General features: G+C 40.7%; 12 protein-coding genes and 1 pseudogene. 7 read left to right on the forward strand and 6 right to left on the reverse strand.

Going from position 1 to position 14,556, the window contains the following annotated elements:
• Nucleotides 1-424 precede the first annotated feature (424 nt).
• The 5 genes from rsgA to grpE form a co-directional block, all read right to left on the reverse strand.
• On the reverse strand, nt 425-1,495 hold the full coding sequence (gene rsgA, locus AC2JBO_RS16930; RefSeq protein WP_496954822.1) for a small ribosomal subunit biogenesis GTPase RsgA: 1,071 nt from the start codon (nt 1,493-1,495) through the stop codon (nt 425-427).
• Nucleotide 1,496: 1 nt separating this feature from the next.
• On the reverse strand, nt 1,497-1,769 hold the full coding sequence (locus AC2JBO_RS16935) for a sulfurtransferase TusA family protein (RefSeq protein ID WP_496954823.1): 273 nt from the start codon (nt 1,767-1,769) through the stop codon (nt 1,497-1,499).
• A gap of 155 nt (nt 1,770-1,924) precedes the next feature.
• Nucleotides 1,925-3,067, reverse strand: a complete 1,143-nt coding sequence (gene dnaJ / locus AC2JBO_RS16940) for a molecular chaperone DnaJ (RefSeq protein WP_496954824.1) — start codon at nt 3,065-3,067, stop codon at nt 1,925-1,927.
• A 552-nt stretch (nt 3,068-3,619) separates the two neighbouring features.
• A complete protein-coding gene (gene dnaK, locus AC2JBO_RS16945) occupies nt 3,620-5,578 on the reverse strand; it encodes a molecular chaperone DnaK (protein WP_496954825.1) in 1,959 nt (652 codons plus the stop codon).
• A gap of 283 nt (nt 5,579-5,861) precedes the next feature.
• Nucleotides 5,862-6,527 carry a nucleotide exchange factor GrpE gene (grpE, locus tag AC2JBO_RS16950; RefSeq protein WP_496954826.1) on the reverse strand — a complete coding sequence of 222 codons (666 nt, stop codon included), beginning with the start codon at nt 6,525-6,527 and terminating at the stop codon, nt 5,862-5,864.
• Between the two features lie 256 nt (nt 6,528-6,783).
• On the opposite strand from grpE, the gene AC2JBO_RS16955 reads away from it, so the two are divergent.
• The 4 genes from AC2JBO_RS16955 to AC2JBO_RS16970 all read left to right on the forward strand — a co-directional run bounded on the left by AC2JBO_RS16955 (nt 6,784) and on the right by AC2JBO_RS16970 (nt 12,018).
• Nucleotides 6,784-8,799, forward strand: a complete 2,016-nt coding sequence (locus AC2JBO_RS16955; RefSeq protein WP_496954827.1) for a GspE/PulE family protein — start codon at nt 6,784-6,786, stop codon at nt 8,797-8,799.
• 29 nt (nt 8,800-8,828) lie between these two features.
• Entirely contained in the window at nt 8,829-9,947 is a 1,119-nt protein-coding gene (locus AC2JBO_RS16960; protein WP_496954828.1) for a type IV pilus twitching motility protein PilT, read from the forward strand.
• 97 nt (nt 9,948-10,044) lie between these two features.
• On the forward strand, nt 10,045-11,265 hold the full coding sequence (locus AC2JBO_RS16965; protein WP_496954829.1) for a type II secretion system F family protein: 1,221 nt from the start codon (nt 10,045-10,047) through the stop codon (nt 11,263-11,265).
• Between the two features lie 213 nt (nt 11,266-11,478).
• Nucleotides 11,479-12,018: a hypothetical protein gene (locus tag AC2JBO_RS16970; RefSeq protein ID WP_496954830.1), complete on the forward strand. Its 540-nt coding sequence runs from the start codon at nt 11,479-11,481 to the stop codon at nt 12,016-12,018.
• Between the two features lie 251 nt (nt 12,019-12,269).
• On the opposite strand, the pseudogene AC2JBO_RS16975 reads toward AC2JBO_RS16970, so the two are convergent.
• Nucleotides 12,270-12,482, reverse strand: a pseudogene (locus AC2JBO_RS16975) (saccharopine dehydrogenase-like oxidoreductase); the annotation flags it as partial.
• A 546-nt stretch (nt 12,483-13,028) separates the two neighbouring features.
• On the opposite strand from AC2JBO_RS16975, the gene AC2JBO_RS16980 reads away from it, so the two are divergent.
• The 3 genes from AC2JBO_RS16980 to AC2JBO_RS16990 are packed head-to-tail and all read left to right on the forward strand — an operon-like array spanning nt 13,029 to nt 14,130.
• Nucleotides 13,029-13,241: a DUF2997 domain-containing protein gene (locus tag AC2JBO_RS16980; protein ID WP_496954831.1), complete on the forward strand. Its 213-nt coding sequence runs from the start codon at nt 13,029-13,031 to the stop codon at nt 13,239-13,241.
• Nucleotides 13,242-13,279: 38 nt separating this feature from the next.
• Nucleotides 13,280-13,666: a DUF1257 domain-containing protein gene (locus AC2JBO_RS16985; RefSeq protein ID WP_496954832.1), complete on the forward strand. Its 387-nt coding sequence runs from the start codon at nt 13,280-13,282 to the stop codon at nt 13,664-13,666.
• Nucleotides 13,666-14,130 carry a ferredoxin gene (locus tag AC2JBO_RS16990; RefSeq protein ID WP_496954833.1) on the forward strand — a complete coding sequence of 155 codons (465 nt, stop codon included), beginning with the start codon at nt 13,666-13,668 and terminating at the stop codon, nt 14,128-14,130. The genes AC2JBO_RS16985 and AC2JBO_RS16990 overlap by 1 nt, the downstream gene beginning before the upstream one ends.
• Nucleotides 14,131-14,556: the final 426 nt, after the last annotated feature.

Here is a 14,556-nt window from a genome sequence, read left to right on the forward strand (position 1 = left end):
TTAGTACTTAATTTTTATGTGCTTAATGTTTTTAGATACGTTTCAAAGTATTGTTTCCATGTATACAGTTATTTGCTGCATCGATATATTACAATCAGTTCACAAATAGTTTGTCTTCTAAATACAAACTTTAACTTTTTTAAATTTTATTTAAGCAGAGTAATTGCACGAGTATAAATATAATTGATTACATCTTAGCTTAAGTGTTTCAACGTATGCTAGTGCGTATTGTATAACCAACCAAAACTATCAGAGATTCTCATTGGTTACATTAGCAATAAAATCAGGTAGTTATTGATGTTTAATAATATGCGCTATTTAATAACTAGGTAAAGTAGATAACATTTATACGTTCAGCAAAAGTAGGGTGCGTCACGCTACCAGTATTGCGCTTCGTCTGAAAATTTTGGTAGCGTGACGCACCCTACTCTTCGTCACGGTTTTGATATAACTGCTGCAATTCCTGTAATTGTGTACGTCGAGACTTTTGACGATATTTCTTTGTTTCTAGTTTCGGCTCGTATTGATTTTGACCCTTACCTACTGATTTTAACTTTAAGGTGGATTCTGCGTCAGTCGAAGAATTAAGATGAGCTTGTTTTGAGATAGTTTCTTCTAAAAAAACTAGATAATGCTCGTATCGTTCCCAGTCTCCCCGTACAACACATAATGGTTCATCACGGTGAAGGCAGTCACCGAAACGACAGTTTCCTGTTGCTAGTCTTTCTCTTGCTTCAGGTAAATAGTATGCTAGTTCTGATGGAGTGCAATCTAAGTCAGGTTGATTAAAACCGGGAGTATCAGCTAGTAAACCACCGTTGGGCAATTCAAACAATTCAACGTGACGGGTTGTATGGCGCCCTTTTGCTAATTTTCCTGATACTTCACCTATACGCAGGTTCGCATTTGGTATAAGTTTATTAATCAAGCTCGATTTGCCAACACCAGAGGCGCCAGCTAATACGGTGATTTTATTTTGCAGTTTGCTCAATAAAAATTCTGTGTTAATACTGTTGTATACACTAATAAAATTGGGTTCATAACCCCAGCCCGCCAAACGTTCTTGAATCGAAGCCTGTTCTGTGTGTGATATTAAATCAGATTTATTGAGACATAAAACCACATCTAAACCTGTAGATTCAGCCTTAACTAAAAAACGGCTGAGTTGATATGGTTCCAACGGTGGGTCAGCAGCAGCGAAGACCAACAAAATTTGATTAACATTTGCAATAGCTGGACGGTCAAGCTGACTCGAACGCGCGTACACATCAGCAATAGCACCCCTAGTACCAGCCCAGTCGGGTTCCTCTACAACAACATGGTCTCCAACCATAACAGAAAGACCGATTTTCTTTAACCGAGTCCGACGAGTGCAGAGGAGAGTGGATGGAGGATTTTGTATTTCTAAATTTTCTGGAAGAAGGTCAAGCTGGACTTTATAAAAATTAGCTTGTACGGCAAGCACAGTTCCTGTTAGTTTAACCTTGGCTTCCATACTAAACCGCGTCTCTGGCAGTGTCAGCAACTGGACGGCGCACTAACAATGAAAAATAACCTGAACAATCGTTTATTTGCTCAACTTTATAACCTGCCATATTTAAGCTATCAGGTACTTGCTCGATTGGTTCACCAGCATCTAACCAAACTTCGAGCAAACTACCAGGAGTCATTTTCTCTAAGCTTAACTTTGTCCGAACAAAATTAATCGGACAAGGAGTACCGCGTAAATCAAGTTGAGCATCAGGTGTATAAGTAGAAGATACGCTCATTTATATTCCCTGTTGTTATTCTGTCATTAATTATGGGGGGTTCTTTGCAATGGATAAAACAGATGTAACGGATGAATAATTGGTTACAAACACTCCTTTGTAGTAGTTTACAATTAACCATCCGTTACATCTGCTTATCATCCGTTGCCAGTTGCTTATCTTTGATGGAAAAAGTTGCCCAAAAATCCTTCAATACCACCCTTACCTGTACGTTCACCTCTAATTTTAGCCAGTTCCTCAAGCAATTTTCGCTCTTCAGTGCTTAATTTAGACGGATTTGGTATATCAATCATTACCGTTACCAACTGGTCACCTCGATTTACGGGATTACCTAACCTTGGCACACCATGATTTTCAAGTTTAAACTCAGCATAAGGTTGTGTTCCAGCAGGAATTGTTAATTCTTCAAGCCCATCTACAGTATTTACCTGCAATCTACATCCTAAAATTGCCTGGAGATAACTGATAGAAATGGTAGAGCGGATATTTAAATCCTCACGTTGAAATTCGCTATCTTCATTTACTGTTAGTTGAACATACAAGTCTCCAGCAGGTCCACCACGTTGACCTGCGTCCCCCTCACCAGGTATACGTAAACGAAGTCCATCGTATACTCCTGGTGGAATTGTGATTTTGAGTTGCTTGGCAACTTGGTTGGCGCCTTTACCACCACAGTTATCACATTTTTCTTCAATTACCATTCCCGACCCGTTACAGGTTGGACATGTAGAAACTTGGGTGAAACTACCAAACGGTGTTCGTGTCACGCGACGCACTTGCCCTGTTCCGCTGCAAGTGGAGCAAGTACGCGGACGAGTTCCCGGTTTGGCGCCACTTCCGGTACAAACTTCACAATTTTCTAAATGAGCAATCCGAATTTGCTTTTCGCCACCAAATACTGCTTCTCGAAAATCTAATTTCAGGTCAAGCTGAAGGTCATCACCGCGAACCGGACCACTACGGCGCCGCTGTTGCGTTGGACCACCCATACCACCTGCAAAACCGCTGAAAATACTTTCAAAAATATCGGCGAAACCACCCATATCGCCCATGTCCTGAAAGCCTACCCCCGCTCCCGCATTCACTCCATCGTGACCAAAACGGTCATAACGCGCGCGCACTTCTGGCTCGGAAAGTACTTCATAAGCACGATTAATTTCTTTAAAACGCTCTTCAGCACCCGCTTCTTTATTTACGTCTGGATGATACTTCCGAGCTAATTTACGGTAAGCACTTTTAATTTCGTCTTTGTCGGCATCACGAGCGACACCTAGAATTTCATAATAATCACGAGCCATATTGTAATCAGGTGAGAGTTAGAAGTTAAACAGGAAGTTAAACAGATAAGATCAATACCTCTCTCAAGGCGTACTTGATAGAGGCGCCGTACAGCAAGAGTTAAGTTTTGTTAATAGTAGATTTTACCTTCTACCTTCTACAAAAATCACCGAAAATTAATATATTTAGTTTCTGTAGCTTTGATTGCGAACGTTAGGCAACCACTAATTAAAAAGCTATGTAACTTTTTGACCAGTGAATCGTTACTAAACGTCAAGTATGAGTATACTTAAAATCATCTTGAAAGTGCAGGTGTGGTTTCCACCGCCACTACTAGTTGTTTAAAAAGCCAGTAGAATGATTTTTGCACAGATTGGCAACGCTTAGACTTGATTATTATCTTTAAAACTCAAATCTCATTATACGGGTGTGGAAATCCGTATAGTAATTGAGTACTAAGAAAATTGGAGTAGGCGATTAAACAGCGAAAAGCCAAGACAGGCGCCTCGGCAATTCAGGTCATGATTACAATTTAGCAAATATTAACGATTTTGATTGTTAGCCCAGGTAGCTTAGTCAATGGCTTCATAATCAGCTAAGGCATTAATTTCCTCTTCAAAATCAAAATTAAACTGTGGTGTCATACTTTCTGAAGCATTGCTACCGTTTCCACCTGTTGAGGTGTTAGTGAAATCAATAACCTCACCTGGTTTAGTGTTGCTTGCTCGATTATAAACTTCGGCACCAATGGCAAACAAAGCTTGTTGGAACTGGTCGAGAAGTTGCTGAAACTCGCTGACAGAAATATTATGATCGTTAATTACAGCTTGTAGTTGAGAAAGTTTTTCATCAGCTAAGGCTTTCATCGAATCGCTAATCAGGTTAGCGTTATTCTTGAGAGTTGACTCATAGCTGGCAAGCAAGTTATCAGCTTGGTTTTTCAAGCCCACTAATTCAATACGTTTCTTATCATCTTCAGCAAAAGCTTCAGCTTCCGCGCGCATTTTTTCAATTTCTGATGCGCTCAAGCCACCTGTATTAGTAATGCGTATACTTTGCTCTCTACCTGTACCTTTGTCAGTTGCAGCAACTTGCATAATACCGTTGACATCAATTTCAAACGATACTTCAATTTGCGGGACTCCGCGCGCTGCGGGTGGAATACCAGCAAGAAGGAATTTACCAAGACTTTTGTTATCGCGTGCCATTGCGCGTTCACCTTGAAGAACGTGAATTTCAACGCTTGTTTGTCCATCGATCGCAGTAGAGAATACTTGTGAGCGACTTGTTGGAATTGTGGTGTTGCGCTCGATAATCTTGGTAAAAACTTCGCCCAGCGTTTCAATACCCAAGGAAAGCGGAGTGACATCGAGTAGCAATAAGTTTTCAACTTCGCCACCCAATACTCCAGCTTGAATTGCGGCGCCAAGAGCAACAGCTTCATCAGGGTTAATGGAACGGTCTGGGGCTTTGCCGTTAAAAAACTTAATTAAAGCGTTTTGAACTGCGGGAATACGGGTAGAACCACCAACTAAAATAATTTTGTCGATGTTTTGAGGTTTGAGGTCAGCATCTTTAAGCGCTTGCGTCATCGGTTCAAGGGTCGCTGCAATCAAATTACTCGCTAATTCTTCAAATTTTGCACGACTTAGCTCCATTTCTAAGTGTTTCGGACCAGTTGCGTCAGCAGTGATAAACGGTAAGTTGATTGAAGTGCTGCCCATGCTGGATAACTCGATTTTAGCTTTTTCCGCAGCTTCACGCAAACGTTGGAGCGCCATTTTATCTTGCGATAAATCAACCTTTTCAGTGGATAAAAAGAATTCACACATCCACTCAACAACAACGTTGTCAAAGTCATCACCACCTAAATGGTTGTTACCACAGGTAGCCTTAACTTCAAAGACTCCATCGCCAAGTTGTAGGATAGAAACGTCGAATGTACCTCCACCAAGGTCAAATACAAGAATTAACTGCTCTTGGTCTTGTTTATCTAAACCAAATGCGAGAGCAGCAGCAGTAGGTTCATTAATAATACGTAGGACTTCAAGACCAGCAATTGTACCGGCATCTTTTGTAGCTTGCCGTTGGGCATCTGTAAAATAAGCGGGTACTGTAATAACAGCTTGTGTTACGGTTTCACCCAAAAAGTTCTCCGCGTCTTGCTTTAGCTTTTGCAAAACCATTGCGGAAAATTCTTGGGGTGTATAGTTTTTCGAGCGAATTTGCACATCAACGGTATCATCACGACCTTTGATACATTGATAAGGCACCCTTGACCGTTCGGTTTCTGTGTCTTCCCATCGGCGCCCAATGAATCGCTTAATACTAAAAATAGTATTTTCTGCATTTGTAACAGCTTGACGCTTTGCCAATTGACCAACTAAGCGCTCACCACCCTTACCAAATCCAACAATACTTGGAGTCGTTCTCCCACCTTCAGAGTTAGCAATCACAATCGGTTGACCACCTTCTAAGACTGCTACACAACTATTGGTAGTGCCCAAATCAATCCCAATAACTTTTCCCATAAATATAAAATCAGTATTTGTTAGCTCGTTACTTTGCGGAAACGTTGTACTAGTGATTGGGTCTATTGGTGCAGCGGCATTGAAAAGTCAGCGCAAAAGAAGAATTGCCAAATTATACCGAACAGTCGAAAGTATTCGGAAGTATAAATTTAAAAGCAAGTAGTTCAAAGTGTAATAAATACAACCGACCACAGGCGTTTAAAGCCCGTGGTTGTCAAGTTGGAATTGACGCGGTTCGTGTTTATGCATTCTTAACTTTGCGTGGTTCTTGCAGTCAGCGTGTTCAACTATCGGCTGAACTCGACTGAATATCACTATTATCAGGCGTATCTTCCTTCGGAGCTGCAACTTTTACCATTGCATGGCGCAGTACACGTTCACCCAAAAAATATCCGCGCACTAACTCTTCTAACACTGTTCCTTCCGGATATTCATCCGTAGGTTCGCGCAATACTGCTTCATGAAGATTTGGATCAAAGGGTTGACCTTCAGGACGCATTGGCGAAACACCCAAACGTTTTAGGGTGTCAACCAGCTGTTTATAAACACCCTGGTAGCTTTTATGAATCGCCATTTGAGCATCGTCTTGGGGTTTGATGTGAGCGCGCGCGCGTTCAAAATTATCAACTACAGGCAATAGTTCTGTAATCGTGTTGCGCTTAACTTGTGCATCAAGGTCATCTTTTTCCTTAGAAGTGCGCTTGCGATAGTTGTCAAAATCTGCTACTAAGCGTGTGTATTGGTTCGTACTTGCTTCCAGTTGAGCTTTAAGCGAATCAATTTGCTGCGTATTAAGAGAATCAGAAGTTGTAGCATCAGTATTTACACTGTTATCGGGTGTATACGTAGTATTAGATACATCATTTGTTGCTACAGTTTGGTCAGCTACTTCGCTGCTAGGTGTAGTTGTGTTGATTTGTTCTGGGAAGTCGCTATTCATGCTTTGCATTACCTCTTTCTGTTCTCCTGATTGCTGAGATTTTAGATACGTCCTCTATTTTGACAAAAGCTGGGCGTATTCTTCCATCGTAACTGGGACGGCTTTCCGTAGATTATTGTAGTGCGGGTTGCCGTATCGACCGAACCAGGTTCTAATTTTTTGCTTCTAATTTTTCTTGGGCAAAATGAAAGTTCTGGCTACCAGCATGGGAATACTCAATTTAGAAGAGGTTTCGTCGGCACATGCCATTTAAGTAAAAGAATATATGACTTACTCGTCGTCACAACAAAGGCGAAGTACCGCTCTTACAGCAAGAACGGAATTTTCGCCCTTCGGTAACAAGTTGGTGCAATCAGGTTTTGTTGACTCCGAGCAAATGCGACAAGCATTGATGGAGAGCCGCAAAAGTAATAGACCCATTACCGAAGTACTCGAATCGATTTCAGGGCGCCAGCTATCACCCGAACTGCTGAGATTATATAAAAAACAACAGCTTTTTGAATTAAAAATACTTTATGGTGTTGAGTCGCTTGACCCAGAAGTAAATACCGTCGGCACATCGCTGGTGGCTAATTTGATTGATACACTTATTCCTGTAGATATTTGTCGGCGCCATCGTTTGGTTCCATTGTCACGGAACGATGATCAAAATCCACCATCGGTTTTGGTGGCAATGGTTGATCCAGATAATTTGGAAGCATCGGATGATCTAAATCGGATTTTGCGTCCACAGGGTTTAGCGCTCGCTAGGATGGTAATTACTATTGAGGACTACCAGCAGATTATCAACCAGTTTCTTGATGAGCTTGCAGTTAAGCAGAAGCATATCGAGCAGCAAAAATTAACGGATATTAATCAGGACTTAGAAAACCTTGGCGACTTAGATTTAGCAGACGCTCCAGATGATGCGGAAGCTGATTTGGGTTCAGCGATGAAAGGCGCCGAAGATGCACCAATTATAAATTTGGTAAACCGAATTTTAGGAAAAGCGTTACAAGAGAAAGTTTCGGATATCCACATCGAACCGCAGGAAGAAAATCTACGCATTCGCTTTCGGAAAGACGGGGTATTACGCGAAGCATTCGACCCATTACCAAAAAAAATTATTCCTGCCATCACAGCCCGATTTAAAATTATTGCGAATTTAGATATTGCCGAACGTCGTGTACCCCAGGACGGACGGATTCGTCGGATGTTTGAGGGACGTAAGGTTGACTTCCGTGTAAATACGTTACCCAGTCGTTATGGAGAAAAAGTTGTACTGCGGATTTTGGACAATTCTTCTACACAGTTAGGTTTAAATAAATTAATTACCGACCCAGAAACATTGCACATTGTCCAAGAAATGGTATCTCGTCCTTTTGGTTTGATTTTGGTAACAGGACCAACAGGTTCGGGTAAAACGACCTCACTTTATTCAGCACTTGCCGAACGTAACGACCCTGGAATCAATATTAGTACTGTAGAAGACCCGATTGAGTACAGTTTGCCTGGGATTACACAGGTACAGGTTATTCGTGAAAAAGGACTAGATTTTGGAACGGCACTACGCGCGTTCCTGCGTCAAGACCCTGATGTATTGCTCGTCGGTGAAACACGAGATAAAGAAACAGCCAAAACCGCTATCGAAGCAGCATTAACTGGACACTTGGTATTAACAACGCTTCACACCAACGATGCTCCAGGCGCCATCGCGCGTTTAGGTGAAATGGGCATTGAACCGTTCATGGTTTCTAGCTCATTACTTGGAGTACTGGCACAGCGCTTAGTACGACGTGTATGTTCAGACTGTCGTATTACTTATACTCCAACATCATCTGAACTTGCTCGTTATGGAATGACGGCATCACAAGATGTTGGGTTAACGCTTTACAAAGCCAATGCACTTAGCAACGAGCAAATTCAACATGCTAAGAGCAGCGGTTCATTATGTCCAACTTGTAACGGTGTTGGTTACAAAGGACGTTGTGGTGTTTACGAAGTAATGAAGATTACAGAAAACCTACAAACCTTAATTAACCAAGAGGCGCCAACCGAACGTATTAAAGAAGTAGCAGTGGAAGAAGGGATGAAAACTCTGCTTGCATACAGTCTGGACTTAGTGCGTCAAGGTGCAACAACGCTGGAAGAAGTTGAGCGGGTAACTTTCACCGACACAGGTTTGGAAGCAGAACTCAAAGCCAAGCGTAAGAGTGGCTTAACTTGTCGTACATGTAACGCTGAACTTCAACCCGAATGGTTGGAATGTCCGTACTGTATGACATCTCGCTTTTCTGATTAATTACTTACTAAAAAAAGAGGAAAAAAACAATGGATTTCATGATTGAAGACTTGATGGAAGACATGATTGAACAAGGAGGTTCAGATTTACACCTATCTGCAGGATTACCTCCGTATTTCCGTGTTAGTGGAAAACTCACACCTCAAGAAAAATACGGTGTGATGACAGTAGATACCTGTCAGCGACTAATTTTTAGTATGCTCAACAACACCCAGCGTAAGACACTAGAACAAACCTGGGAGTTAGACTGTTCTTATGGTGTAAAAGGACTCGCGCGCTTCCGCGTTAACGTTTATAAAGACCGTGGCGCCTATGCAGCTTGTTTACGTGCGTTGAGTTCCAAAATTCCTAACTTTGAGAAATTAGGTTTACCAGATGTAGTTCGAGAAATGTCAGACAAACCAAGAGGATTAATTTTGGTGACAGGTCCAACAGGTTCAGGTAAAACAACAACGCTTGCAGCAATCATAGATTTAATTAACCGCACGCGCGCGGAGCATATCTTAACAGTAGAAGACCCAATAGAATTTGTATACGAACCAATTAAAAGCTTGGTTCACCAGCGTCAGTTAGGCGAAGATACAAAGAGTTTTGCAAACGCTCTAAAAGCAGCTTTACGGGAAGACCCAGATATCATCCTAGTGGGTGAAATGCGGGATTTAGAAACAATTTCGCTAGCAATTTCTGCCGCAGAAACAGGTCACTTAGTATTTGGAACGTTACACACAAGCTCTGCTTCACAAACAGTTGACCGTATCATCGACGTGTTTCCACATGAAAGACAAACACAAGTTCGTGTACAGTTGTCTAACTCATTAGTAGCAGTATTTAGTCAAACTTTAGTGTCCAAGAAAAATCCAAAACCAGGTGAATATGGTCGGGTAATGGCGCAAGAAATCATGGTTATTACACCAGCTATTTCTAACTTAATTCGCGAAGGTAAAACCTCACAAATTTACTCAGCAATTCAAACTGGGGGTAAATTGGGTATGCAAACATTAGAAACAGTTTTAGCAAACCTATATAAACAAGGAACAATCTCCTTTGAAGCTGCAATGTCTAAAACATCTAAACCCGATGAAGTCCAACGTTTAATCGGTGGCGCTCCTCCACAAAATGGTGCCAAAGTAGCTACTAAATCACATTAAATGTATGGTGCGTGACGCTATTAGATTTGCTTAGTATTAAAAATTTTTGGTAGCGTCACACTTTTTAAAATATAAAATCCAAAATCCAAAATTCAATATGCCAAGTTTTGTTGCGCGCGTTAGAGATACCCAAGGGAAAGCTCGGACGGAAAAAATCACCGCAGAATCTATAAAACAAGCTCGTATTAATTTGCGACAGCAGGGTTTTGTAGTTCAAGACCTTAAAGAATCAAAAGGCTTTGACCTAAAAAACTCACTTGATTTTAGTACAAAGTTTGCATCAGTTACAGTTAAAGACAAAGCCGTTTTTTCACGCCAGCTTGCAGCGCTAGTTAATGCGGGTGTTGCTATCGTTAGAAGCTTAGGTGTACTAGGAGAACAATGTACAAATCCCAAACTTAAACAAGCTCTTTTAGAGATTAGTTCCGATGTACAAAATGGAACTAATCTTTCTGATGCAATGCGGAAACATCCTCAGTGTTTTGATGGTTTGTATGTAAGTATGATACAAGCTGGTGAGGTTGGTGGTGTATTAGACGAAGTACTTAACCGTTTAGCAAAATTACTAGAAGACGTTGCACGCTTACAAAACCAAATCAAATCGGCATTATCTTATCCGATGGTAGTCGGTTTTCTAGCGGTATCAATTTTTATTGGGATGACTGTTTTTCTAATACCAATTTTTGCAGGTATTTTTAAAGATTTGGGAACCGAACTACCTCCTTTAACGCAGTTCATGTTAACTATAAGTGAAATATTGAGAAGTTGGCGGTTAATTGTATTAATTGCCGTCGTCGTCGGTTTATTTATTGCCTATAAACAGTACTATAAAACTGCTGTTGGTAGACAAACTATTGACCGTATTTCATTAAAAGTGCCTTTGTTTGGTGACTTAATTCAAAAGTCGTCAGTCGCGCGCTTTAGCCGTACTTTTGGTTCACTAACTCGTTCAGGGGTGCCAATTCTAACTTCTCTTGAAATTGTTCGTGATACGTCAGGAAACCAAGTAGTTGCTAAAGCTATCGACGCAGCGAGAGCTGAAGTACAACAAGGTGGAATGATTAGTATGGCACTACAAAAAGAACAAGTTTTCCCACCAATGGCACTTCAGATGATTAGTATTGGTGAAGAAACTGGGGAATTAGATGCCATGTTAATGAAAATCGCTGATTTTTATGAGGATGAAGTTGAACAAGCTGTAAAAGCTTTAACTAGTATTTTGGAACCAATTATGATTGTGGTTCTTGGTGGTATGGTCGGTACGATTATCTTATCGATGTATCTACCACTATTCAAAGTATTTGAAAAATTGGGATAACGTCGTAGGGTGTGTGACGCTACCAAAAATTTTGAATCAAAAGCAAGTCTAATAGCGTCACGCACCTGACTGACCATTCGTGAGTAATCAAAAAAACCTTAAATCATGACGTGCGTAACGCTACCTGATGGTCACTCATTAAATCATGAGGTGCGTGACGCTACTAAATGGTTACTTTGTTCAATGATTGTTATAGCGTCACGCACCCTACTTATGTCTGTACAAAAATCTGATTATGAAGCGTGTTTGGCAGAATACAGCCATCATGCCGGCGCCATCGAATTATTCAAGCAGCACCGTCCTTACTTAGAGATGATACCAAGTTTACGGCGCCCAGCAGAAAGTGTTATCACTATACCTTTACCAATTATTCGTATCCGTAAGGCGGGTTCAACAGCAGAGGCAACAATGTTACCGTGCGATGTCGGGATTTTAATGTGTGATCCAGAATGGAAAATTAAAACAGGTGCCGAAATTTTTATCTATGTCCACCGTCCAGGGGAAGATTTTTCGGATTTATTAATGCGCTGGCGCCAAACCCAAGTTTTACTTGATAAAGATTACGAGTGGGTAATGCCCGAACGTCATAGTCATATATTGAGCGAGGGTACAAATACTAAATACCCGCTGTTTGTTGTATTTCCTGAAACATCCGAACGCATCAAACGTGGACTCGTAGGTGCTGAATTACCCTTTGTCGTGCAAATGCCCCAAGTCTCGCTTGATGAAAACCATGTTGAAAGTTTGCCTTAATCTAACTGCCTACTTTAGTGATGTTTTGGCAACTATTAAGCATCCTCATACAAAAAAATTAACGTAAATATTACTACTTATTTTTTTAATGATTACGTGTTAATTCTCCTCCGGAGACACTCCGTGAACGCAAAAAAAGCGCTATTTTATAGAATTAATGTTTGTAATTAGCATGTTTTTTATACACTCTTATCAGTACAGACGCGATTAATTGCGTCTCTACGTGTCTCTGTGGTAAAAAAAATTTATCCAGAACCTAGAGATTGATAGGTACTGATACATTCTGAAGCATTTAGGCCCGAAGCATTCAGAACATAACCATGTTTATCTGCTGCTGCTACTAATATCATTTCCCGTTTAGGCGCCAGTACTCTTGCAGCTGCTTGCCCTAGTCCACCAAAACCCAGTACTCCGACGCACGCTACTGGTAAGTTAGAAGAACCTGTTACTTGCTTGGCACTCATAATCCAAATTCCGAATTGACTCAAAGCTTACAATATTTTGGATTTGTCTGCGACAGTGAATAGATTTTAGATTTTGGATTTTAGATTTTTTGTTATATTTCTCATTGATACTTATGTTTCAAAGGTGTCTCGACGTGCGGCACCTTCACAATGTATAATCTTAACTCTTAATCTTAAATCGATAATAATAATAAAGTTTCTCAATAGTTTTTGTGTCAGAGGTTCTATACAATAAGAATGAAAAGCTTATGCTATATATATTTCAATTTTTTTATACTTAAGTTACGTATACCGTTTGCGACTTGACTAATCTCATAGGTTAAGGGAAACTTACATTAGTGAACGTACTGACTAAAAAATTTAATAAGTTTTGTAAATTTTCTGAGATATATATTTCGAGAGATGGAACATTAGTTAACAAATGACAAGTTTGTAACTAGGGGAATGTTCCAGAGGCTGTGTTCTATCATGCTATGAAAGTAGTCCTTGATTAGAGCAGTACAGCCAAAAGGTACCTAAACTGGTTGGATTCGTTGGCAATAGATTATGGAAACACTAGAGTTCATTATTTATCCAGATGGTCGAGTACTAGAAAAAGTCACTGGCATAATGGGAGCTTCGTGCGCTGAAGTTACAGCAGCAATTGAAGCACAGCTAGGACTGGTACTACATCACGAACCAACCTCAGAGTTTTTTGCGACTCAGGTTGTTCAACAATCTGATGTGGTAAATACACAGGCCAGTTTCAGCAATTGGTAAGTTGTCAAACCGTTTAGTTTCGTTATCTCACAAACATCATGTCACACTTTAGCCAGATTAAGACTCAAATCCGTAACATTGAATCATTGAAGGAAGCGCTCACAGAATTAAATATTGATTGGAAGCAGGGGCCACGTCAAGTGCGTGGTTATCGTGGGCAAACTCACGACGCGGAGATTACTATCGAGCAAGATAACGGCTACGATATTGGTTTTAAGTGGAATGGCAACGAGTACGAATTGGTATCTGATTTACAGTATTGGCAGCAAAATTTATCAGTTGAGGGTTTTTTACGTAAAGTAACCCAGCGTTATGCATTCCAAACAGTGATGAAAGAAACCGCGCGTGCTGGTTTCCAAGTTGCTGAACAGCAAAAAAATGAAGATGGTTCTATTCGTTTAGTAGTACAGCGCTGGAGTGCGTAATGGCTGATAAGATGCCGTCAACTCAAGAAAATGAAGATGGACGGTCTGGTTTCGAGCCGGAGTTGGGTGGGTTTTTACGCTCGGCGCCCGAACGGTCTGGTTTTGAGCCGGAGTTAGGAGGGATGCTGCGTCAAAAGGGTGTTTATGTTGATGAAATTACCTGTATTGGCTGTAAGCATTGCGCGCATGTTGCTCGTAACACTTTCTATATTGAACCTGATTATGGGCGTTCGCGCGTCGTTCGTCAAGATGCAGATTCGGAGGAAGTTATCCAAGAAGCAATTGACACTTGTCCTGTTGATTGTATTCACTGGCTTGATTACACCGAAGTTAGAAAGTTAGAAGACGAGCGTAAATACCAAGTTATTCCTTTGATTGGGTATCCAGTTGAAGGAGCGGTTGTAGCTTCGGAGCGGCGCCGTAGAAAGGCAAAATTGAAAAATACCAAAAAATCACGTTATTAAACAATAACTTAAAATCCATCTGTAGGGGGTTGTGGTAGCAGCCCCCTTTTTTCTGCCCGTTGTGGAATAGGTGTCCCGCCTGTTCAACATTTAATATGATAGGTTTTTTTGCAACGGATGGTTTTTTGTTACAAACAAATTTTTACCTACACCCTATAAGGGTGATGCTATACGAGCAAAGCCTGCCTACGCAGGCTAATAATCCTTATTTTACGTTTTATTGATAAAAATATTTGTTTATTAAGAATAGAGAATCTAAGTATGAACACGGTGATGCAAAATGTGAGTTAACCTGCACTTACAATTGTGGAACGGGCAAGGATGCCATTGGTGTCAAGTTAAGGTTGGCGCCCATGCGTCAACAATATTTCTAACAAAAAGCGCTCTATTTACGTTATTTAGTACTTGATGAAGTAAAATTCATCA

Source organism: Calothrix sp. CBUCES-K 9914 (assembly GCF_059640475.1).

Excerpts from the sequence above, each read along its gene's own strand:
- AC2JBO_RS16980 (WP_496954831.1), top strand. The coding sequence starts at position 13,029 with ATGGAAACACTAGAGTTCATTATTTATCCAGATGGTCGAGTACTAGAA.
- dnaK (WP_496954825.1), bottom strand. The coding sequence starts at position 5,578 with ATGGGAAAAGTTATTGGGATTGATTTGGGCACTACCAATAGTTGTGTA.
- AC2JBO_RS16965 (WP_496954829.1), top strand. The coding sequence starts at position 10,045 with ATGCCAAGTTTTGTTGCGCGCGTTAGAGATACCCAAGGGAAAGCTCGG.
- AC2JBO_RS16960 (WP_496954828.1), top strand. The coding sequence starts at position 8,829 with ATGGATTTCATGATTGAAGACTTGATGGAAGACATGATTGAACAAGGA.
- AC2JBO_RS16955 (WP_496954827.1), top strand. The coding sequence starts at position 6,784 with ATGACTTACTCGTCGTCACAACAAAGGCGAAGTACCGCTCTTACAGCA.
- dnaJ (WP_496954824.1), bottom strand. The coding sequence starts at position 3,067 with ATGGCTCGTGATTATTATGAAATTCTAGGTGTCGCTCGTGATGCCGAC.
- AC2JBO_RS16970 (WP_496954830.1), top strand. The coding sequence starts at position 11,479 with ATGTCTGTACAAAAATCTGATTATGAAGCGTGTTTGGCAGAATACAGC.
- AC2JBO_RS16985 (WP_496954832.1), top strand. The coding sequence starts at position 13,280 with ATGTCACACTTTAGCCAGATTAAGACTCAAATCCGTAACATTGAATCA.
- rsgA (WP_496954822.1), bottom strand. The coding sequence starts at position 1,495 with ATGGAAGCCAAGGTTAAACTAACAGGAACTGTGCTTGCCGTACAAGCT.
- AC2JBO_RS16935 (WP_496954823.1), bottom strand. The coding sequence starts at position 1,769 with ATGAGCGTATCTTCTACTTATACACCTGATGCTCAACTTGATTTACGC.
- grpE (WP_496954826.1), bottom strand. The coding sequence starts at position 6,527 with ATGCAAAGCATGAATAGCGACTTCCCAGAACAAATCAACACAACTACA.
- AC2JBO_RS16990 (WP_496954833.1), top strand. The coding sequence starts at position 13,666 with ATGGCTGATAAGATGCCGTCAACTCAAGAAAATGAAGATGGACGGTCT.